This is a genomic window from Pseudomonas sp. UBT (genome assembly GCF_050915955.1).
Classification (GTDB): Bacteria; Pseudomonadota; Gammaproteobacteria; order Pseudomonadales; family Pseudomonadaceae; genus Aquipseudomonas; species Aquipseudomonas antarctica_A.
Window position 1 is genome coordinate 4560233 of the sequence record NZ_CP168079.1, and the last position, 22314, is coordinate 4582546.

Below are 22314 nucleotides of genomic sequence, written 5' to 3' on the forward strand. Positions count from 1 at the left end.
AAATACCTCAAATTATTCCGTGCGTGTGGCTGGGGTGGTCGCGGCCACGTTATCGGCGTTGAACCCGCCACCCAGGGCCTGCATCAATTGAATCGACAGATCGATCTGCGCAGCATTCAGGGTCGCCAGCTGACGCTGGGCCTGCAGCAATTGCTGCTCGATGCTGAGCACATCCAGGTAATTACCGATGCCTGAGCTGTAACGCTGCACCCCGGTGTCGTAAGACTGCTGGGCAATGTCCGCGGCATGTTGCTGTGCCTGGATCTGCCGCCCGGTTTCGCGCAACTGCATCAGGGTGTTACCGATATCGCCCAAGGCTTGCACCAGGGTTTTGTTGTACTGAGCCACCGCCAGGTCGTAATCGGCGTCGCGGGCATCCAGGTCGGCACGCAAGCGGCCACCGTCAAAGATCGGCAACGAGATCGTCGGCGCAATGCTGAAGAAACGACTGGCTGAGCCAAACATCGCATCCCCCAGCAACGACTCGGCCCCGGCGCTCGCGCTCAGGTTGAGGTTGGGATAGAAACGGGTTTTGCTCGCGGCCACGTTCTTGCTCGCCGCCTCCACCCGCCAGCGCGCGGCGATCAGGTCCGGGCGACGGCCGAGCAGTTCGGCCGGCAAGACTGAAGGCACGGCAACGACGCTGGGTTTCAACACGTTCGGGCGCACCAGCTCACTGCCACGGTCCGGGCCTTTGCCGAGCAATACGGCGAGGGCAATCTTGGCGCTTTGCAGTTGTTTTTCCGCATCGATCAATTGCGACTGGGAGCTGGCTTCCAGGCTTTCGGTCTGTTGGTACTGGTACTGGCTGTCGATGCCGGAGCTGAGGCGGCGCTTGCTCAAGTCGAGCATCTGGCGGGTACGCTTGAGGTCGTCATTGGCCAGGTCACGCACGATATGGGCCTGGCCCAGGTCGCTGTAGGCCTTGGCTACGTTGGCGGCCAAGGTCAGGCGTGCGGCTTGTTGATCGACTTGGGCGGCACGCGCCTGGCCCAAGGCGGCTTCCCAGGCGGCGCGCTGGCCACCCCAGAGGTCGAAGTTGTAATTGAAGCTGGCGCCAATATTACGCACGGTGGCGTAGGCATCGCCCTCGCCGCGCGGGTCCTGGTCCTTGGCCAGGCGCGAACGGCTCACGCCAGCGCTGGCATCCAGGGTCGGCATGCGTGCCGCGTCGGCGGCATAGGCAGCGGCTTGCGCCTGGTGGGCACGGGCGCTGGCGACTTGCATGTCGGGGCTGTTTTGCAGAGCTTCATGGATCAAGCCGTCGAGCTGTGGGTCGCCCAGGCTTTTCCACCAATCGGCACTCGGCCATGCGGCAGTGGACAGGGTCACGCCGCTGAGGGATTTGCCGGTTTGCAACGTGTTGGCGTCGAGGCGTTGGCCTTGGGTGTCGAGGCCGCTGAAGTTGGCGCAACCGGCCATGCTCATCGCCACCAGCACCAGGCTAAGTGCACGTGTGTTCATTTATTACCTACCCGCTGGATGACGATGGCGTCACCGGCAGCTACCAGAATTTTTGTGAGGATGGCTTCCAGGGTCTGCAACTCACCGGGCTCGAGGGCACCGGCCAGTTCGTTCATTGACTGGGCGCCGATGTGCGGGAGCATGTCGGCCAGGCGCTGGCCGTCTTCGGTGAGCACCAGCTGCACCTGGCGCCGGTCCTGTTCGGAACGCTTGCGCGCCAGCAGGCCCTTTTGCTCCAGACGATCGAGCATGCGGGTCATGGAACCGCTGTCCAGCGACAAGTTGCGGCACAGCTCGGCCGGGGTATCCACATCAAACTGGGCAATGATGATCAACACCTTGAACTGCGCGGCCGTCACGCCGTGAGGTTCCATGTGGGTGTCGATAATGCGGTCCTTGAGCAGCGCCGCGCGGCCCAGCAACAAGCCGAGGTGGCAGTTGCGAAAGCTGTCAGGGGTGAAGTGGGTCATCGAAAGTCACCTTATTACTGCCTAGGCAGTGAATGTATGACAAGATGTTACTGCTTAGGCAGCGAATGTCAAATGGAATTATTAGCTTGCTTGCTAATTTCACGACAGGTGGGCTGCAATGCAAACACATGTGGGAGCTGGCTTGCCTGGGATGGCGGTGTGTCAGTCAATAAATCATCGACTGATGTACCGCTATCGCAGGCAATCCAGCTCCCACATTGTTTACCCGGTACGGGGCTTAGAAATCCCGTTTGTAGAAGATATCCAACGAGCTGGCCACGCCACTGGCCACTTCCAGGTAGACCTTCTTGCTCAACAAGTAGCGCAAGGCAATGGTGCTGGCCGGCTCGAACACGCCTACCCCGTAACGCAGGCTGAGTTTTTCGGTGATCTTGCCGCTGGCCACCACGGCGGTGGTGTTGCCACTGCCTTGGGTATCGAGGTCGAAGTCCTGGATACCCAACTTGTTGGCAATATCCGAGGTCACCCCGGCGCTGCCCATCAAGCCCAGGCCCAAGGCCGCTTCGGCGAGCATGTTGTTGTCTTCACCGGTGTTGTTACGCGAACGCCCCAGCACCAGGTACGACAATGCATCCTCCTGGGGCATGGCCGGCTCGGAGAAAATCTGCGTGGTCGGCTGTTCAGCGCTGCCGCTCAGGCGAATCCCGGCCGTGACTGTTCTGGAAGGTTCGGTAACGACACGCACGGCTTCGATGTCCAGGAACGGTTGATCCAGCGGCCCGGCGAACAACAGCCGCGCACGGCGCACGTTGAGCCTTTGGCCATAGGCGCGGTAGCGGCCGTCGTTGAGCCACAGCTCGCCACGGGTGTCCATGTTGTCGCCGATATGCACATGGCCCTGCACCTTGGCAGTCAGGCCAAAGCCCGCGAAGTTAAGCTGGTCTTCGCCCACCTCCACGTCGATATCCATGGCCATCGCCATTGGCGGCTTGCCCTCCTCGGTCTGGCTGCCGACGATCAGCGTGTCATCCGAGACCTTGACCGTCGACGGCGGCAATTCACGCACGGTGATGTCGCCCCGCGGGATGTGCACCTTGCCGGCAATCGCCAACTTGTCGTTTTTGAGGCTGATCTTCAGGTCGGGCGCCACTTCCAGCGTGGCATAAGGCTCTACCGTAACCGGCAGTTGCGAGCCTTGCAGGCTGAGGTCCACCACCAGGGCCTGGCCCCAGTCGACCTGCCCCTTGAGGCTACCCTGCCCGGCTTTGCCACTGTGCCAGGCGCCGTTCAACTGCACGCTTTCGCCGGCAATCAACGCCTGTACGTTCAAGCCTTCAAGGCTGATCGGTAATTCAGGCCCGGCAATCTCCCCGCCGACGAGGTTCACGCTGCCATTGACCTGCGGCGCCAGCAAACCACCGGAGATGCGGCCGTTGCCGTTGAGCTTGCCGTTGAGTTTTTCCACCATCGGCACAAACGGCCGCGCCACTGCGAGGTCCAGCCCGTTGAGGCTGAAGTTACCGGTAATCGGCTTGTTCTTCGGCAGCGGATTGATCTGCGCCTGCAACAGTAATTCACCGAGCTTGCCGCCGCGGAAGTTGAGCTGAGTGTCGATGCGCTTGGGGTTGAGGGTGGTTTCCAGCTTCAAGGTGTCGTAGGGGAAATCCAGCCACTGGTCCTTGTCTTTCACGCGCAACGTGCCGCCGCTGGCGTCTATCGACACCACGCCTTTAGGCCCGCTGGCGGGCAGGTCGAGCTGCACATCGGCGTTGAGCTTGCCCTGCCAGGCGAAATCTTTAGGCAAGAAGGCCGCCAGGCTGTCGATGGGGAATTGCTTGAGGTGGTAACGCAGTTTCGGCTCAGGCATCAGCCGCTGATCTTCGCCGCACAAGCTGGCAGGGCCAGACACCCAGCAATGCGCCGCAAAGGTCAGCTTGCCGTCGGCCAGGCGCTCGATCTTCGCCGGGGCCTGCAGCTTCCAGTCCTGGCCACCGGCCTGCACCTCGCCGCTGGCCAGGCGCCCGCGCCAGTTGCCTTTGTCGAGATTGCCGTCCAACGCCAGGGCTAGCTTGAGCAGCGGCCCCGCCAGATCCAGCTGGACCTTCTGGCTCTTGATATCGCCTTGGGCACTGGCGGTCAGGGTGCCAACCTGGGTATCGCCGGCTTGGATGCCAGTGCCCTTGAGGTCGATCTTCGCGCGCTGGGCGTTGTCGAGCGTCGCGTCGAGGTTGAGGTTTTGCAGGTGATTGTCGGCGAAGGCCAGTTGCTGACCTTTAAGGTCGAGCTTGCCTTGGGGTGCCTTCAGCGTCCCGGCCACATCGACCCGCCCATTGATTTGCCCACGTAACTGCGGCCACAACTGGGCCAGGCGCGCCAGTTTGATATCGATCTGACCGGCCAGGCGTTGTTGCAGGCTGCCGCTGCCATTGATGCGGTTGTCGCCCAGGCGGATATCCAGGTTGGCGAGGGTCCATTGCTCACCCGCGCCTTCGGCCTTGGCCGCCAGCACAGCGGTTTGGCCGCGCAAACGGCCCTTGAGGTCGAGGTCGGCGTTCAGCTTGAGTTGTTCATTTTTGAACTCGCCCTTGCTGCGCAGCGGGCCGGCCAAGGTGCCGGGTAATTCCGCCACCCAGTACGCCGGGTTCAGCGCCGACAGGTCCAGCGCCGTGTCCCAGGCAATGCCATCGGCAAATTGCAGGTTCAGATGGCCTTCGGCTTTGCCTTGGCCTGCGGTCAATTTCAACTCGGGCAGGAAGACCTGCTTGAGGTCGCCACTGAACGGCGTCACCACATTGAATTTACCGGCCGGGCCGTCGAGGTCGGCCTTGAGGTTGCCGAGGTAGTTGCCGTCCTTATAGGCGATCTCGCCATTGAAGGTGCGTAACGCAACCTGCGGTTCATCAATCAAGGGGTAGAGGCGGTGCCAGGGGAAATCCAGCCAGTCGATCTTGGCGTCGGCACTGAAGCCTTGCTGCCAGTCCAGATTGGCGCTGAGTTTGAGGCTTTGCTTGTCCCCGGCACTCAAGTCCAGGCCAGCGATCTGCGCGCCCTTGGCGTCGACTTTGCCTTGCAACAGCAAGTCCACCGGACCTTTGTCCGCCGGCAGCACGGCTTTGCCCAACAGTTGGTAGCCGTTGCTCAGGTCGCCCTTGGCGGTGAGGTCCAGTTGATTGAGTTGCAGGGTGTCAGGCAACTCGGCGCTGGGCTTGAAGCCATCGGCGGTGATGTGCAACTGCGCGGGCAGGTTCTCCGCCAGCGGTTGCAGCTCGCCACTGAGTTTGGCGGGCAAGTAGCCACTGCTGTCGGCATCGAGCTTGAGGGTCTTGAGCAGGTCGCCGTCCACCTTGAGGGCCACCTTCCACGGCGCGCCGCCGGGGGCGTAAGGCAGGCTCAGGTTGCCGGTGGCATTCAGCGGCCAATTGCCGGTGGGTTGCAACAGACCGGCGAGGTCCAGCACCAGGTCGTCGCGCTGCACGTGCACCGAGTCGATCTGCATACCGGCAGCCGTCCAGTGCGCGGCCAATTGCAGGCCTTTGAGCTCTTCGCTGCCGTTAAACAGCAGGCTGCCGACGCGAACGTCGCCCAACTGGATCGCTACCGGCAGTTTCAGCTCCGGCAATTGGATCGGCCCGCTGCTACTTTCTTCTGCGCTGGGTGGAAACTGCAGGCTGACCTGCTCCACGTCCAGCTGATTAATGCACAAGGTCATGCGCAGCAGGCACGCCGGCGACCAGTCAAACTTCGGTGCGTTGAGCTCGACCCGGCTGGCGTCCTGCTGCCACAGCAGATGATCGGCACTCCATTGGCCACCCAAGTGGCCCTGGAAATTCTCTACCGTCAAACCCGGCACTTGGTTCAGGACCCAGCGGCTGCCCGCCTGGGTGCCGAGCACGGTCCACAGCGCCAACAACGCTAAGACGAGGACAGCCACGATGGCCAGCCCTGCTATTTTCAAACCACGCATCACAGCTCAGGCCCCATGGAAAAGTGCAAACGAATACCGCCCGGGTCTTCCAGGGCATGGGCCAGGTCAAGGCGAATCGGCCCGACGGGCGAGACCCAACGTATGCCCACGCCAACACCGGTTTTCAGGCTTGGCATTTCCAGGGTATTGAAGGAGTTGCCCTGGTCGATAAAGGTCGCGATCCGCCATTTTTCGGCGATTGAATATTGATACTCAGCGCTCAACGCCACCATGTAGCGGCCGCCAATACGGTCACCACGGTCATTTTCCGGCGACAGCGTCTGGTACTCATAGCCCCGCACGCTCTGGTCACCACCGGCAAAAAAGCGCAACGAAGGGGGCACGGACTGGTAGCCATTGGTGGCGCTGCCGCCGAACTGCGCACGGCCCAGGAAACGGTGGTTATCCCACACGGTCGTCAGGCCTTTGATCGTGGCAGTGCCGTAAAGCAGGTTGGTGTCGGAGCCAAGCCCTTCCTTGGCAACCTTGGCGTCGAACATCAGGCGATAGCCATTGTGCGGGTCGATGCGGTTGTCGCTGCGCAGGTAGGAATAATTGATCCCCGGCATCACCAGGTTACTCAGGCCCGAGTCATTGCCCAGGCGGTATTCCTCGCGCTGGTATTTGAGCGAGATCACACGGGTCCAGCCGCTGGGCAGTTTGCTGTGCCATTCCGGGCCAAGGGTGAGCAGTTTACTCAGGGTGTCGGTGTTGGCCAGTTCTTCATTCTGGTAGCCACCGGCGAAGCGCAATTTGTCGGTCAACGGTGGGTCCAGCGGAATGTCGTACCACAGCCCGACGTTCTGCCGCGGCGCCGACAGTTCGGCTTCCCAACCATAGCTGTGGCCCTGAGGGTTGACCCAGTGGCGGGTCCAGTTGGCCTTGCCACGCGGGCCGACGTCGGTGGAGTAACCGAGGCCCAGGCCCATGGTGCGTGGCTTGCGGGTTTCCAGTTGCACGGCCACCGGGATCACGTCATTGGCCGAGCCGGCGGGCGTGGCGTCCACGCGCACGCCTTCGAAGAAGCCGCTCGATTGCAGGTTCTGATTGAGTTCAGCGATCAATTCGGAGTCGTAAGGCGTGCCGCTTTTGAACGGCACCATGCGTTGCAACAGGTCTTCATCAAACGGCGTATCGCCGGTAAAGCTGACGTTACCCATGGTGTAGCGCGGGCCACTGTCGTACACGAGTTCGATATCGGCGACACCGGCTTTCGGGTCAACGATGAGTTTCTGGCGGGTAAAGCGCCCGCTGAAAAAGCCGTAGCGCGAGGCCTGGTTCTGGATCAGACGCTTGGCGTCTTCATAGTGGCCGTGGTTGAGCACGGCACCGGAGGTGAGGTCGCTGCCTTCGGGCACGCGAAAAGCCTTGAGGCTCGCGGCCTGGCCGTCGACCCGAATGGTCACGTTGCGCAAATGCACCGGTTCGCCGGGGTCGATGGTGAGGACCAGGCGCGGGTTTTTACCGCCCTTTACATCACTGCTGATCAGAGGCTGATAGAAGCCCAGAGCCTGGGCCGCTTTGCGGGCCTGCTCTTCGGCGCCACGGCTGAACCGCAGCAAGGCTTCTTCATCGCGATCGCCTACCCCGCCAATATAGCCTTCGATGTTGGCTTTCAACGCGTCGTTTGAAGGCTTGATTCGCACGTCCAATTCGCTTTGCGCCAATGCGCCGCAGCTTGTGAACAGCAGAATCAAGCCGCTGGTAAATCTTCCTGGGAGCTTCATACGCGCGGATGCTACACGACCTTGGGAGGCTCTTTGAACCCGGAATTATCTGAATAATTCTGTATTAAGCCGTTGCAGCATGTAACGACTGCGGATTGGGGTGAAAAAAAACGTGTTCCAGGATGGGGCCTATCGCCACTTCACCAATTTCCTCATAGCCCTGGCGCTTGTAGAAATCCAGATAGCGCGAATCGCCAGTATCGAGCACGACGCCTGAAGAGTGCGGGTCATCGGCGCACCAGTTGTGCACGGCTTCCAGCAACTGTTCGCCGTAATGTTTGCCCTGAAATTGCGGGTGAATGCCCAACAGCGGCAGCACATGCACCGACTCGCTGGGCAGGCACGCCAGCACTGCGTAATGGTATTCCAAGTAACGCCGAGTACCGCGCACCCCGGTGCTCAACCACATCCGCAATTGCCAGGCCCAGCTCTCGGTGATGCCCAGGCGCCGCTGCGGTGGCGCGATCAGCGCGATGCCGATCAGCCGGTCGTTGACGAACAGCCCGATGGCGGGAAGTTTCTGAAAGAAGTGCTGCTTGACCAGTTCGCGCACGGTGGCCCGTACCCGCTGTTCATAACCCGAACGCTCGGCCTCGAAGATATAGGCGAAGGTCGGCTCATGCCGATAAGCCTGGTACAACAAGGAACGCGCCTCGCGGGAATAGCCGCTGTTGAGCAGGCGAATGTCGGCGATGGCAGTCGAAGTGTCAGGCATGCAGTTAATCTCCCTGGGCGCCATTCAAAAGATGGCGTTCTTATGGGTACGAACCTACGCAGCACCAGTCGTTCCCAGACATTAGCAGTGCATCCGCCCTACCGCCACGCTGGCCCCCGTCCGACTTGTCGGCTAGCATCGCCTTTTTGCCAGACTGGACTGCCGACCATGAAAATCGTCTCCTTCAATATCAACGGGCTGCGCGCCCGCCCTCATCAGCTGGCGGCGCTGATTGAAAAGCATCAACCCGACGTGATTGGCCTGCAGGAAACCAAGGTCCACGATGACCAGTTCCCGTTGGCCGAAGTGCAGGCACTGGGCTACCACGTGTACTACCACGGCCAAAAAGGCCACTACGGCGTGGCCTTGCTCTCGCGCAAAGAAGCATTGAGCGTGCACAAAGGGTTTGCCAGTGATGAAGAAGACGCCCAGCGCCGCTTTATCTGGGGCACCTTCGCCGATGAGAACGGCAACCCCGTGACCGTCATGAATGGCTACTTCCCCCAGGGCGAAAGCCGCGACCACCCCACCAAGTTCCCTGCCAAGCAGCGCTTCTACGCAGACTTGCAGCACCTGCTGGAAAGCCAGTTCAGCAATGACCAGGCGCTGGTGGTGATGGGCGACGTGAACATTTCCCCGGAAGATTGCGACATCGGCATCGGCGCCGACAATGCCAAGCGTTGGCTGAAAACCGGCAAGTGCAGCTTCCTGCCGGAAGAACGCGAGTGGATGGCGCGCTTGAAGAACTGGGGCCTGGTCGACAGTTTCCGTCACTTGAACCCGGACGTGACCGACCGCTTCAGCTGGTTCGACTACCGCAGCCGTGGTTTCGAGGACGAGCCCAAGCGTGGGCTGCGCATTGACGTGATCATGGCGTCCAACGGCTTGCTGTCACGGGTCAAGGATGCCGGTGTGGACTACGATTTGCGCGGTTTGGAAAAGCCATCGGACCATGCGCCGATCTGGCTCGAACTGAGCTGACACCATTACTCAGTGCGGGAGTTGGCGTGCCAGCTCCCACGCGTTGATCAGCGGCGTACCCGTCATATTTATGCAACCTGCCTGACTTAATCTGGCGGCACTCCCTTTGGCTTAAGAAGGTGCCGGCATGATGCTGCGCGTTCTGCTCCTGTTGCTCCTGCCCCTCTACGCTGTCGCCACTCCCCTGCCCGTTCCCGATCAAGGCCCCGCATTGCGTATCCAGGGCTCCAATACCATTGGCGCGGCCTTGGGGCCCGCGCTGGTCAAGGGTTTGATGGAGCACCAGGGCTTGCAGACGGTACACAGCGAGCCCGGCGATGGCGCCAACGAACGACGAGTGATCGGCACGACACGTCAGGGCAAGACCGTGACTATCGAGGTGGCCGCCCACGGTTCCAGCACCGGGTTTAGCGCGCTCAAAAACGCCAGCGCCGACCTCGCGGCGTCGTCCCGGCCGATCAAGGACAGCGAACTGGTTGACCTGGAACCCCAGGGAGACCTGAAAAGCCCCGAGGCCGAGCAAGTGATCGCCATTGACGGCCTGGCAATCATCCTGAATCCGCAAAACCCGTTGAATACCTTGAACACCGACCAACTGGCGCAGATCTTCAACGGCGAGGTCAGCACCTGGGAGGCGCTGGGCGGCACCGGCGGTGCCATTCATTTATATGCCCGGGATGATCAATCCGGCACCTACGACACCTTTAAGGAACTGGTGCTACGCCTGCGCGGTAAGCCTCTCGCAACGTCCGCCAAGCGCTTCGAGTCCAGTGAAGCGTTGTCCGACGCGGTGAGCCATGACCCGCAAGGCATCGGGTTCATCGGCCTGCCTTATGTGCGCCAGGCCAAAGCCGTAGCGATTGTCGACGGTGACTCACAACCCATGCAGCCGCTGACCAGCCTGATTGCCACCGAGGATTACCCGCTGTCACGCCGGTTGTATTTCTACTGGCCGCCATCAAGCCGTAACCCCTGGGCCAAAGCATTGGTGGACTTTACCCAGAGCAGCAAAGGCCAGGCGATTGTGGCTGCCAACGGTTTTATCGCACAGCAAGTACAGGCAATTGGCGTGGAGCCGCGCAACTCAATGCCCGAGGACTATCAGGCCATCGCCCGTGATGCCCAGCGCTTGACGGTGAATTTTCGTTTCGAGGAAGGCAGTGCCAGCCTGGACAACAAGGCTCGCCAGGATTTGCAGCGGGTGGTGGCTTATATCCGCAGCCACGGCAAGCTCGACAGGCACGTAACCCTGGTGGGTTTTGGTGATGCCAAGAATGACCCGCAGCGTGCGGCGCTCTTGTCAAAATTGCGGGCGATGGCGGTGCGCCGGGAATTGGTCAAAAGCGGCGTGGTGCTGCGCGATATTCGCGGGTTCGGCGCGCAGATGCCGGTGGCGGCGAATACGGCGGATGAGGGCCGGATCAAGAATCGGCGGGTGGAGGTTTGGGTGTACTGAACCTTGAGTTTTATGGTGTAAACACTGGCCTCTGCGCGGGCAAGCCCGCTCCCACATTCGACCTCATTCTCATGTTGGAAATCGGTCAATTGTGGGAGCGGGCTTGCCCGCGATAAGGGCGACGCGGTGTTACTGCCCGCTGCGCATGAGCTCTTTAGGCACATACTTGCCGATCTCGAACTTGCCGATCGCCGCACGGTGTACTTCATCCGGGCCGTCGGCCAGGCGCAAGGTGCGTTGCATGGCGTACATGTAGGCCAGCGGGAAGTCGTTGGACACCCCGGCACCTCCGTGGATCTGGATCGCGCGGTCGATCACCTTCAACGCCACGTTCGGCGCCACGACCTTGATCTGGGCGATTTCGCTTTTCGCCACTTTGTTCCCGACGGTATCCATCATGTAGGCCGCCTTCAAGGTCAGCAGGCGCGCCATGTCGATTTCCATCCGCGAGTCGGCGATCTTGTCGATATTGCCGCCCAAGCGTGCCAATGGCTTGCCGAACGCGGTACGGCTGACGGCGCGTTTGCACATCAGCTCCAGCGCACGCTCGGCCATGCCGACGGAGCGCATGCAGTGGTGGATACGGCCTGGGCCAAGGCGACCCTGGGCAATTTCAAAGCCGCGGCCTTCACCGAGCAGTACGTTTTCATACGGTACGCGCACGTTGTCGAACAGCACTTCAGCGTGGCCGTGAGGGGCGTCGTCGTAACCGAATACCGGCAGCGGGCGCACGATCTTCACGCCGGGGGTGTCCACCGGCACCAGGATCATCGAGTGCTGCTGGTGCCGCGGTGCATCCGGGTTGCTCAGGCCCATGAAGATCAGAATCTTGCAGCGCGGGTCGCAGGCGCCGGAGGTCCACCACTTCTTGCCGTTGATCACCCACTCATCGCCCTGGCGTTCGGCGCGGGCGGCCATGTTGGTGGCGTCTGAGGAGGCCACGTCCGGCTCGGTCATGGCAAAGGCCGAGCGGATCTCGCCGCGCAGCAGCGGTTCGAGCCAGCGTTGTTTCTGTTCTGCGTTGGCGTAGCGCACCAGCACTTCCATGTTGCCGGTGTCGGGGGCGGAGCAGTTGAACGGCTCCGGTCCCAGCAAGGAGCGGCCCATGATCTCGGCCAACGGCGCGTATTCGAGGTTGGTCAGGCCGGCGCCCAGCTCGGATTCCGGCAGGAACAGGTTCCACAGGCCTTCGGCTTTTGCCTTGGCTTTCAGCTCCTCCATGATGGCGGTGGGCTGCCAGCGGTCACCTTCGCTGACCTGGCGTTCAAACACCGTCTCGGCCGGGTAAACGTAAGCGTCCATGAACGCGGTGACGCGTTCACGCAGTTCCTGAACCTTGGGCGAATAGGCGAAATCCATGAGCAGCTCCCTTCTCTGAGAGGTTGTTTAGGTCATGCAATCGATGCTAGAACAGCGTTGATAATTTACCTAGCCTATTCTCGGCGTGTATTAACATTCATCACCGATATATGATCGGCGCATGGGCACTTAACAAATCGCCACCTAACAATAAGAGCGCAACGACATGAATCTGAGCAAGGTCGACCTCAACCTCTTTATCGTCTTCGACGCGATCTACACCGAAGCCAACCTGACTCGCGCCGGGCAGATTGTCGGCATCACCCAGCCGGCGGTGTCCAACGCACTGGCGCGCCTGCGCGAGACGTTCAACGACCCGCTGTTCGTGCGCACCGCCCAAGGCATGGTGCCTACGCCGATGGCGCAGAACATCATCGGCCCGGTGCGCAACGCGTTGTCGCTGCTGCGGGTGTCGGTGCAGGAAAGCCGGATTTTCAACCCGCAACAGGCGGCCAAGACCTATCGCATCAGCATGACCGACCTTACCGAGGCGGTGATTCTGCCGTTGCTGTTCCAGCGCCTGCGCCGCCTGGCGCCGACCGTGGTGATCGAGAGTTTCCTGTCCAAACGCCGCGAAACCACCAAGGAGCTGGCCGCCGGGCGCCTGGACTTTGCCGTGGACGCGCCGCTTAACACTGACCCGCAAGTGCGCCATGTGAAGCTGATGGAAGACCGCTACGTGTGCGCCATGCGCAAGGGCCACCCGATGGCGGGCAAGGACAAATTCACCCTGGACGACTACCTGTCACTGACCCATATCCATATCTCCAGCCGCCGCAACGGCTTGGGCCATGTCGACCTGGCGTTGGGCAAAATGGGCATCCAGCGCAAGATCGCCCTGCGCTCCCAGCATTACCTGATGGCTTCGCAAGTGTTGCAGCAGACCGACATGGTCATGACCGTGCCCGAACGCTTCGCCCGCCGCCACGAACTGCACTGGTTCAACTTGCCGGTCAACGACGTGCCGCCGGTGGAAACCCACCTGTACTGGCACGAAAGCACCGACCAGGACCCGGCCAACCGCTGGATGCGTGAGCAGATGATCGAGTTGTGCCAGCAGGTGACGGCGCATGAGAAGAAGCTCGATGGCAAGCAAGCTTGAGCCTCGCAGGGGGCTTGCTTGCGCTGGGCTGCACGGCAGCCCTTGACGTTTACGTCAACGTGCCATTAGCTTAGCGCCAAGACCTTCTTGAGCGCCCCCATGAGCACGACCTACAGCATCTCCGACCTCGCCCGCGAGCTCGACATTACTACCCGCGCCATTCGTTTCTATGAAGAACAAGGCCTGCTGGCCCCTGAACGTCGGGGCCAGGAGCGCATCTACTCGGCGCGGGACAAGGTCAGCCTCAAGCTGATCCTGCGTGGCAAACGCATCGGCTTCTCCCTGGCCGAATGCCGCGAGCTGATCGAACTCTACGACCCTACCAGCGGCAACCACATCCAGCTCAACAGCATGCTGGCCAAGATCGCCGAGCGCCGCGAGCAGCTTGAGCAACAGTTGCTGGATATCGAACAGATGAAGCTGGAACTGGACACCGCCGAAGAGCGTTGCACCCAGGCCCTGGCGCAGACCATGAGCCAGGTTGGCCAATAACCAGAAGGTAGCTGCCATGTCCCTCCCCTCACACGTACGCCTGGTGGAAGTCGGCCCGCGCGACGGATTACAGAACGAAGCCCAGCCCATCAGCGTGGCCGACAAGGTCCAGTTGGTGGATGCCCTGACCGGCGCAGGCTTGCGCTATATCGAGGTTGGCAGTTTTGTGTCGCCCAAATGGGTGCCGCAGATGGCCGGCTCGGCCGAGGTGTTTGCGCAGATACAGCGCAAGCCCGGCGTGACCTACGGCGCACTCGCACCGAACCTGCGCGGGTTTGAAGATGCGCTGGCTGCAGGCGTGAAGGAAGTGGCGGTATTCGCGGCAGCGTCCGAGGCGTTTTCCCAGCGCAATATCAACTGCTCGATCAGCGAAAGCCTGGAGCGCTTTGCGCCGATCATGGCGGCGGCCAAGCAGCACGGCATCAGCGTGCGCGGCTATGTGTCGTGTGTGTTGGGTTGCCCTTACGAAGGTGACATCGCCCCGGAACAGGTCGCGGCGGTCGCGCGCGAGTTGTATGCCATGGGCTGCTATGAGGTTTCCCTGGGCGACACCATCGGCACCGGCACGGCGGGCGCCACGCGGCAGCTGTTTGAAGTGGTCGGTGCGCAGGTGCCACGGGACAAGCTGGCCGGGCACTTTCATGACACCTACGGCCAGGCGATTGCGAATATCTACGCCAGCCTGCTCGAAGGAATCACCGTGTTCGATAGCTCTATCGCAGGCCTTGGCGGCTGCCCTTACGCCAAAGGCGCTAGCGGTAACGTTGCCACCGAAGACGTGGTGTACCTGCTCAATGGCCTGGGTATCGACACCGGAGTCGACTTGCAGGCGCTGATTCGCGCGGGCCTGCAGATCAGTCAGGTGCTGGGGCGCCCAACCGGTTCGCGTGTGGCAAAGGCCCGAACAGCCGGTTGAGTAGCTTAGCCGTGACAATGTGTTACCGCACCGCTACATATCGAGTAACACGGGAACATATTTTGTCTTATTTGCCGTAGGTCATTTCCCACGAAAAAACCAAACCATTGATTTTAAACAACTTTTAAAAGTTGGCACGGCTTCTGCTATCTCTATTGCATAACAAGAATAAAAAGCACCAAACCTAATAAAAATAAGACGAAACGACTCTGACATAACAAAAACAACACGGCAGAGACGCAGCTAACAGATTTTTTTGGAGAAGATGTGCTTCGCAGGGTACGGCGTGCCGAAACCCGCAACCGGTTAGAGAAAAATAAAACTACCTCAGGTAGCTACCCACTGGTTGGATCGATTACGAAGAAGCAGATCAGCGCTCAAAAAAATACGTTTGCTCTTGACCCCGGATGGGGGTCGCCAAAAACAGCGGTAAAGGGTAACGGTTGCCAAAAACAACAATAGACCGCCCCTCAATAATAAAAAAAGAGCACGCAACGACAAATTAAAGGGGACCTTCGGGTCCCCTTTGTGCTTTCTGGCGCACGGGTTCAGACGGGTATGGGCCTATCCAGTATTGATTGGGTAACAGCCACCAGCGCACGTTTTTCCTCTATCGCCCAACGCTCTCCCACCGCAATGCGTTGCGTTGATAGAAAGTCGGCTTGCGGCATTCCCGCAGGCCCGACAATCTGCTGGCGCTCTAAACCAAAAAGCCTCATCACGTCTTCCAATGCCTCGTTTATATCCTCTAGATGCGAGACACGAGCCGCAGCATTCTCGGCCTCATCATAGGCTCTGACGCACGTTTCGAGGTCATCCAGCACCGACGATTGTTCTTGTAGCAATTGTTTTGTTTCACCGAAGTGTTGCTCAATCTCTTGGGCATAGAGACTCGTCAGGTGATTGCCCCAAAAGGTCTCTTCCACCAAGAAGCGCGCCAGCGCACCCGGCACGGCCTCCTGCTCCAGCACGGTTTCGCCAGCTTGGCGGATGAGCGGTTCACTGACCGGGTACAAGTGCGCAAACGTCAAGAGGCGCGGCTGAAGCGGTAAGTTGAGCCGATCGGCCAGGGACGTTCGATAAACCAGATCCACCTCGATACCTTCACTATAGGGCTCTCTGGGCCAATCAACGACACCTGCCGCGCTCGCAATCGCGCGTACCTGGCGCTCGGCGGCGTCTGCGGCGAGAGCCCCTGGCGCGCCCAACTCCGCTGCGGCTTGCGCGGTATCTGCAGCGGCTGTTGCCGCCAGAGCGGCTTCGGCCAAAGCGGCGGCACCGGGCAAACCTTGTTCTCCAGCCACCGTCGCAGCCATGTTCAGCGCATCCGCAGCAGCACGTGCGTGCAAGGCCGATTCGCGCCCGGCAATATCCGCGCTGACCAGTTTATCCAGCTCCACCAGACGAAAATGGCCCCTGCCCAGCTCTATCAGCCTCGGTTCTACCTGCAAAGTACCCGCGTCAAGCCTGGCTTTATGAATCCGCACCTGCAGACGGAGTTTGAACAGCACATCAGTGCGTTGGTCCGTGCAGGTCCCAGGGGCGTCGACCGCCTTGAAAATTTCCTGACGAAGTGCCTCATCGTCCGAAACATCTCTTATCAGCTCCCAGACTTGCCCAGCGAGCCCGGCACGCGCATTCGCTGCCTTGTAAGTGGCCGAACGGGTCATGTCCGCAATCAACCGAAAGAAAGCATCCGCACCAGGTTCTGACCGAAGGTCGCGCCATAGCTGCTCCAGTTGCACACGTTGAGCGGCCGGCATTTCCTCAAGCCAAATCAACAAGGCAACGCTCTCGGTGACATGCCGTGACATCGCCCTGTCGAGCAATGCCACACCACTGCGCTGTCGATAGGCTTCAATTCGATCCCGGGTTTGCTCGGACAGTGGATTCTCACCCAATGTCGTCCCCCTGTTCTGCTGCGCTGTTCGCTCAAACAGCGTTTCAGGCAGTTCCTGCAGCAGGTTGCCGCGCAAGTCCAGACGCGTTAACCAACGCAGCTCCAGCCCTCCGACGGGCAACCCGTTCAATCCGCAATTGGCCAGGTAGAGTTGATCCAACCGCGTCATAGCACTGACATCAGGTGCCAGTAGCAGAGGGTTGTTCGCCAGTGAAAGCACCCGCAAGTGGTTCAAGCGCGCCAACGCCGCCACGCTGTCAGCGGTCAACTGCAGTGGGTTGTCCGCCAGGGACAATCGGCTCAGCCCGCTCATGCTGCCAATAATCTTCGGCAGATAAGTCAGGCGATTTCCACTCAAATCCAGGTGACGCAGCCCCTTGAAGGAACCCAGAAACTCGCCGACATTATTCGAATTCGACAACCTCATGTTTCGCAGCGTCAGGCTTGCGACGTTGGGCATTTCAACCGTTAACGTCGGCAAGTCTTCGACATGCCAATTGCTGAGATCCAGGGCGTAACCTGTCGCCTCATCGGCATTATTGCGGACGAGATCGGTACGTCGCTGCCAGCACCTCTTGATCCGCTCTGCCACCTTCAACTTAAGAGGCTGAGTGCCTGCCCATTGCTTCAAGTCCTCACTCAAGCGGTCAAATTCAACCTGCATCCGGCGAACCTCCTTGAGCATGAAGGCATCACCCTGCCCCTTGACGTTCAGGTAGTCCTCTATTTGCTCCAGCGTCGAACCGGGATAGAGCTTCTGAGCTTTGAGACGGCATTGAATGGCACGCGTTGAAGGCGTTACCGCGCCGTCACCACGAGCACCTTGAGCCAATCCCATCGGCGATTGATAGCCTTGCTCGACGGCGGGCATATCGAGGGTGTCCCGCAGCTCGGCAGGGGTACGCGCCTGCTGCTGCAAGGCACGGCGAAGATTAGTCCAACGCGCTTGCGCCGGGTAAACCATCACCTCGACATCAGGCGTCGGCACCCACTCAAACAGTGACTCGTAGAACCTGTCGGTGTCATAGGCATGCCAGGTACTCCCTACGCGTCCATCGGCACGCTTGATCCAGACATGTCTGCGTTTGGCATCGAGTAGTCCGATACTGTCCAACACCGGCCCTGTGTAGGTGCCGTCACGCAACTCGATACGTACGGTGTCCGACCACCCCGGCATATTCTCCAGGGTGTGCAGGGCGAGACGCGCCATGTCTTCGCTCATGCCTACAGGGAGGTAGAGGCTTTCGTAGGCCCGCTGCAGGCGAAATGCGTCGAGGTATTCGCGCGCCTCTTGCGAAAGCTGCAAAGGCGGTCGTTGGGTGGTAATCAGTTGCTGACGCTGAACCTCATCCATATGTTCCAGCAATTGCTCGACCGCTACGTCGGGCAACGCGGGAAACGCCTCCTGGATCCAGCGTGCAGGCGCGTCTGGACTCTGAGGTACGGCGTTCAACAGCTCATCACGCTTGAGCCGGGCCGCCAGTGCCAGTCGCAGTCTTAACCTCGACAGGGTCATGCCGGGATCACGCGGGCGGCGCAACAAGTTGGTCAGTTCCCACGAGTAACTGCCTGAGGAAGGATTTTTACTGAGTCCTTCGCGCAGCCGGGCTTCCTGGACATCCTCGCCCAACAAGACCTGCAACTGTTCATCGCTCAGCTCCGCGACCACCGTATCAAGCAATTGCCCGCTGTACAGCGCCTGCCTGCTGATCGCTACCTGGGCCTTCGCTTGGGAACCCGCAGGCGCCTGATAAATCGTGGCGCCTTGTTCAGTGTCGATGACACTCAGGCCCCTGGACGGTGGCCAGATTCTTTCGTGGGTCAGCAGTTCCAGCTGCAGGTCAGGATCTGCCTGGCTGTAGACCTCGGCGTCGGGACTGCACATCTGCTCCATAAAAGCGCTGTAACGACGACCGATCTGAAAACGTCGGATGCTCTCGGCCAATAATGGTGGCGGTAGCGACAGGTCGATATACATCCTGCGCAATTGATCTTCGTGAATACCGCTGACCTGGTAAATCTGCTCTAACTGCTCGTCGCTGAGCCCGTCCACCGAAGGGCCTATACGCCGCATAAGCGTGCGCCGGTCCCAACTGAGCGGTTGCTCGAATTCGTGTACCCAGGCGCCCATACCGTTATGCACGACGCGTGGCGCATACCGTCGTAAATCGCTGGGGTGGCGGAGCGTGAATGCGCCATCCGCATTCGCCAGTGCGTAATAACGCCCGTTCTGCGCCGACAAATAACGTTTGCCGGCGTGGGTATACACACCCAGGGAATCCGGGCGCGTGCCCGGTGGTAGGACCACGGATTGTTGGTAATCGTCGACGTCTGGCCTTGCCAGGCGTGTTTTCCCCTGGGGCGAGACCACATGCACCCATCCTTTGACGTACTCAGACTCGCTGATGACCGGAATCAGCGTGTGCCCGGCACCCACAAACGCCAGGTTCAGCATGATCCCTGACGCATGCGCCCACGCCTCTTTCGTATCACCTTCCCTGATCGCGGAAACGGTCTCCTCAAGCTCACTCATCATTTGAATGGCACCGACCATCATCATCAACGGGCCTAACCCCGGCACAACGAATGACGCCAAATTGAGGACATCCAACGCGGCACTGCCAACGGCCTGCAACCATTCACGCTGGGCCCGCGTGTCTTGATCAGCGGTCGACACCACCAGTGCCTTGGCGTTATCGCGGGTCAGGGTGAGCTTCTGCTGCGCCCAGTAGTGCCAATCGACGTAGTACGTTGTTTCGAATATCCGAGGCCGGTGGTGCCCTGCATGGCTGTCTAACGTGAAGTTGTCATGGGGCTCATAGATGTCTTGAGGATCCAGGGTCTGTTTAACCGCGGTAAAAAATTTATGCTGGTACTCAACCGGAATAAATTGACTGAAAAACACCCGGTACTTGAAGACGCACAGACGCTTGGCCAAATCATCGGCCACGGCCCAGAGCGAGGTGTATTCCATCAGGGGCTTGTCTGCGTCACCCGGTATGTAAAGCAGGTAGTTCTCAACCCGCGGGGTGTCCGTGTAAAACAACATGATCTGTCTGGTTTGGACACGCTCGATGGTCGGGGTGGAACACATCATATCGAGTCCCCTCCAAGTGACGACCTTGCTCCCTAGCCGATAGGCGCCGTAATCCATGATCATCTGGAAGCTATCCGCTTCGATGTGTTTACGCGCCAGCGCTATCCGGGCCTGCACCTCCAGTTGTATTTTTTGATACGTCACCAGTTCCCTCAGCAGTGCCGTGGCCGCCGTGCCTGCCTCGGTGCCTGGAGGGTCAACGGGCGCAAGCACTGCGTTAACATGTGCCTGGTACTGCTTACCCAGATCGAGGCTGCGACACAGGGCCGCAAACCGATGGGCAGGCAGTGTCAGCGCCAGCTGTTTGACCGCAAATTCAGTGGGCAATACTGCGCTGTCAGCCTGAAAATCGAACCGGGTAATCAGCTGGCAATCGTCGCATGATCCCGCAATCCCTTCGTCAGCAGAGAAGTTACCCATCGCGGCTTCCAGCAACGTGATGCCGGAGTAGTAATAGTCTCTGGGCCCACCAACGCCTGTGGAAAACGCAAATGCCCCACCAAAATCGCTGCGTTCATCGACACGGTTGCGGTAGTAAATTTTGCGTGCGTAAAAGGTTTTCCTGACATCCAAATCAAGGTTGAGCTGAGCTTTTATCGCCTTGACCAATAACGGCTCGACAAATTCGACGCTGTCCTTGAGCCCATCAAAAACCCGATCGACCGCATTCAATGCAGCCCAACCGTCGGCATGGGCCGTGTGGAGGTTTTCACGCTCAAGGGTACTGGCGCTGAGGTAAAAGTCCGGCACATCAAGTGCAAATTCAGCCAGTTCGCGCTTACGGCGCAATGAAGAGTCGGCATACCAACCCGGGATGTGCTCCCGGATTGGCCCCACATGAATGCTCTGCGCCTCTACCAGTGCGTAGGCGGTGTCTATATCGGGCATATCCGGTCCAGTGAGTGTTCTCAAAAGACCAATTTAATGAGCTACTTTTGCGCCGGGGGCTAAGTAGTTAACGCGTCAGTTCCTTAATGCTGATCTCACGCATGCGAAACTTCTGGATCTTGCCGGTTACGGTCATCGGAAACTCTTCTACGAACTTGAAATGTTTGGGCGTCTTGAAGTGCGCAATGCGGCCCTTGCACCAGGTTTGCAGCTCCAGCTCGTTGGCGACATGGCCGGGATGGAACTTGATCCACGCCACGATCTCTTCACCGTAACGCGCATCCGGGATGCCGATGATTTGCACGTCAGCCACCGCCGGGTGGGTGAAGAAAAACTCTTCCAGCTCACGCGGATACACGTTTTCACCGCCGCGAATAATCATGTCCTTGTTACGCCCGGCGATGCACACATAGCCGTGCTCGTCCATGGTCGCCAGGTCGCCGGTGTGCATCCAGCCCGCGTCATCGATGGCGTCGCGGGTGCCGTCGGGGTTGTTCCAGTAGCCGAGCATCACGCTGTAGCCCCGAGTGCACAATTCGCCGATCTCTCCGCGTGCAACCGTATTGCCATCGATGTCGATGATCTTGTTTTCCAGTTGCGGCTGAGTGCGCCCGACGGTAGTGACACGGCGCTCGAGGTCGTCATTGGCGCCGGTCTGCAGTGACACCGGGCTGGTTTCGGTCATGCCATAGGCGATCTGCACCTCGCCCATGTGCAGCTCGCTGATGACACGGCGCATGACCTCGATGGGGCATGTAGCGCCAGCCATGATGCCGGTGCGCAGGGTCGACAGGTCGAACTCGCCCCGGCGCGGGTGATCGAGCAACGCGATGAACATCGTCGGTACCCCGTACAGCCCGGTGGCGCGCTCTTCGGCAACGGCAGTGAGCGTCAGCAGAGGGTCGAAGCCATCATTGGGGTAAATCATGGTGGTGCCATGGGTGATGCAACCAAGGTTGCCCATCACCATGCCGAAGCAGTGATACAGCGGCACCGGGATCACCAGGCGATCCTGCGCCGTGAGGCCCAGGCTTTCACCGACCATGTAACCGTTATTGAGGATGTTGTGGTGACTGAGGGTGGCCCCTTTGGGGAAGCCGGTGGTGCCGGAGGTGTACTGGATGTTGACGGCTTGATCGAAGTGCAGGCTGGCCTGGCGACTATGCAGTTGTTCGGGCGGGACGCCTGCGCCGAGGGTCGACAATTGTGACCAGGGCAGGAATCCTGCTGGCGGGCTGGGGTCGAGGCTGATCATGGCACGCAGGTCCGGCTGCAACTCTTGCAGCATGGCGTGGTAATCGGAGCCCTTGAACGACCCCGCACACACCAGCCACTGGCAACCGGATTGCTTGAGGACGTACGCCAATTCACTGCTGCGATAGGCGGGGTTGATATTCACCAGAATCACCCCGAGCTTGGCGCTGGCGATCTGGCTGATACACCACTCGGCGCAATTGGGAGCCCAGACTCCCAGGCGGTCACCGGTTTGCATGCCCAAGGCGAGGAACGCGCGTGCGTGCAGATCAACAGTCTCGGCCAATTGTCGCCAGGTGTAGCGGCGTTGCTGATGGCGCACCACCAGCGCTTCGCCATCGGGGTATTGCGAAACCGTGTTGTCGAAGGCTTGGCCGATAGTCATGGCCAGCAACGTCTTGTCCTGAGCGCCACGGCTGTAGCTCTGATTCAGTTGATCCATAACGACCCCTTTTGTCTTTTTTGTAAGGTGGACGGCGGTTGCTTGACGTAAACGTAAACTACGATTGACAGCCTCGCAACGCAAGCTTACGTTAACGTAAAGGTGAGCAACCTCCCCCGGCGCTCA

13 protein-coding genes are annotated in these 22314 nt (G+C 59.9%); 5 read left to right on the forward strand and 8 right to left on the reverse strand.

From position 1 onward, the window contains the following. Nucleotides 1–12 precede the first annotated feature (12 nt). From ACDZ94_RS21040 to ACDZ94_RS21060, 5 genes are all read right to left on the reverse strand, one after another. Nucleotides 13–1464: an efflux transporter outer membrane subunit gene (locus tag ACDZ94_RS21040; protein ID WP_262665304.1), complete on the reverse strand. Its 1452-nt coding sequence runs from the start codon at nucleotides 1462–1464 to the stop codon at nucleotides 13–15. Then, a complete protein-coding gene (locus tag ACDZ94_RS21045; protein ID WP_053256909.1) occupies nucleotides 1461–1934 on the reverse strand; it encodes a MarR family winged helix-turn-helix transcriptional regulator in 474 nt (157 codons plus the stop codon). The genes ACDZ94_RS21040 and ACDZ94_RS21045 overlap by 4 nt, the downstream gene beginning before the upstream one ends. 238 nt (nucleotides 1935–2172) lie before the next feature. Further along, a complete protein-coding gene (locus ACDZ94_RS21050) occupies nucleotides 2173–5859 on the reverse strand; it encodes a translocation/assembly module TamB domain-containing protein (RefSeq protein ID WP_432750755.1) in 3687 nt (1228 codons plus the stop codon). Then, nucleotides 5859–7586, reverse strand: a complete 1728-nt coding sequence (locus ACDZ94_RS21055) for an autotransporter assembly complex protein TamA (protein WP_221295117.1) — start codon at nucleotides 7584–7586, stop codon at nucleotides 5859–5861. The genes ACDZ94_RS21050 and ACDZ94_RS21055 overlap by 1 nt, the downstream gene beginning before the upstream one ends. A 64-nt stretch (nucleotides 7587–7650) precedes the next feature. Beyond that, entirely contained in the window at nucleotides 7651–8301 is a 651-nt protein-coding gene (locus ACDZ94_RS21060) for a GNAT family N-acetyltransferase (protein WP_064452970.1), read from the reverse strand. Nucleotides 8302–8469: 168 nt separating this feature from the next. Between ACDZ94_RS21060 and xthA the strand changes: the two genes are divergently transcribed. Both xthA and ACDZ94_RS21070 read left to right on the forward strand, forming a co-directional pair. Beyond that, nucleotides 8470–9282: an exodeoxyribonuclease III gene (gene xthA / locus ACDZ94_RS21065; RefSeq protein ID WP_064452971.1), complete on the forward strand. Its 813-nt coding sequence runs from the start codon at nucleotides 8470–8472 to the stop codon at nucleotides 9280–9282. A gap of 127 nt (nucleotides 9283–9409) precedes the next feature. Beyond that, a complete protein-coding gene (locus ACDZ94_RS21070; protein WP_432750756.1) occupies nucleotides 9410–10738 on the forward strand; it encodes a substrate-binding domain-containing protein in 1329 nt (442 codons plus the stop codon). A gap of 129 nt (nucleotides 10739–10867) precedes the next feature. On the opposite strand, the gene ACDZ94_RS21075 is transcribed toward ACDZ94_RS21070, so the two are convergent. Continuing rightward, entirely contained in the window at nucleotides 10868–12097 is a 1230-nt protein-coding gene (locus tag ACDZ94_RS21075; protein ID WP_064452973.1) for an acyl-CoA dehydrogenase, read from the reverse strand. Nucleotides 12098–12263: 166 nt separating this feature from the next. On the opposite strand from ACDZ94_RS21075, the gene ACDZ94_RS21080 reads away from it, so the two are divergent. The 3 genes from ACDZ94_RS21080 (at nucleotide 12264) to ACDZ94_RS21090 (ending at nucleotide 14607) form a co-directional block, all read left to right on the forward strand. Continuing rightward, nucleotides 12264–13199, forward strand: a complete 936-nt coding sequence (locus tag ACDZ94_RS21080; protein ID WP_017136514.1) for a LysR family transcriptional regulator — start codon at nucleotides 12264–12266, stop codon at nucleotides 13197–13199. Nucleotides 13200–13298: 99 nt separating this feature from the next. Beyond that, nucleotides 13299–13691 (forward strand): MerR family transcriptional regulator, encoded by a 393-nt coding sequence (locus ACDZ94_RS21085; RefSeq protein ID WP_053256917.1) that lies wholly within the window; start codon nucleotides 13299–13301, stop codon nucleotides 13689–13691. Between the two features lie 16 nt (nucleotides 13692–13707). Beyond that, nucleotides 13708–14607, forward strand: coding sequence for a hydroxymethylglutaryl-CoA lyase (locus tag ACDZ94_RS21090; RefSeq protein WP_262665315.1), 900 nt, complete (start codon nucleotides 13708–13710; stop codon nucleotides 14605–14607). Nucleotides 14608–15155: 548 nt separating this feature from the next. Here ACDZ94_RS21090 and ACDZ94_RS21095 read toward each other — a convergent pair. Continuing rightward, entirely contained in the window at nucleotides 15156–20492 is a 5337-nt protein-coding gene (locus tag ACDZ94_RS21095) for an NEL-type E3 ubiquitin ligase domain-containing protein (protein ID WP_432750757.1), read from the reverse strand. A 67-nt stretch (nucleotides 20493–20559) separates the two neighbouring features. Further along, nucleotides 20560–22179: an AMP-binding protein gene (locus ACDZ94_RS21100; RefSeq protein ID WP_432751528.1), complete on the reverse strand. Its 1620-nt coding sequence runs from the start codon at nucleotides 22177–22179 to the stop codon at nucleotides 20560–20562. Between the last annotated feature and the right edge of the window lie 135 nt (nucleotides 22180–22314).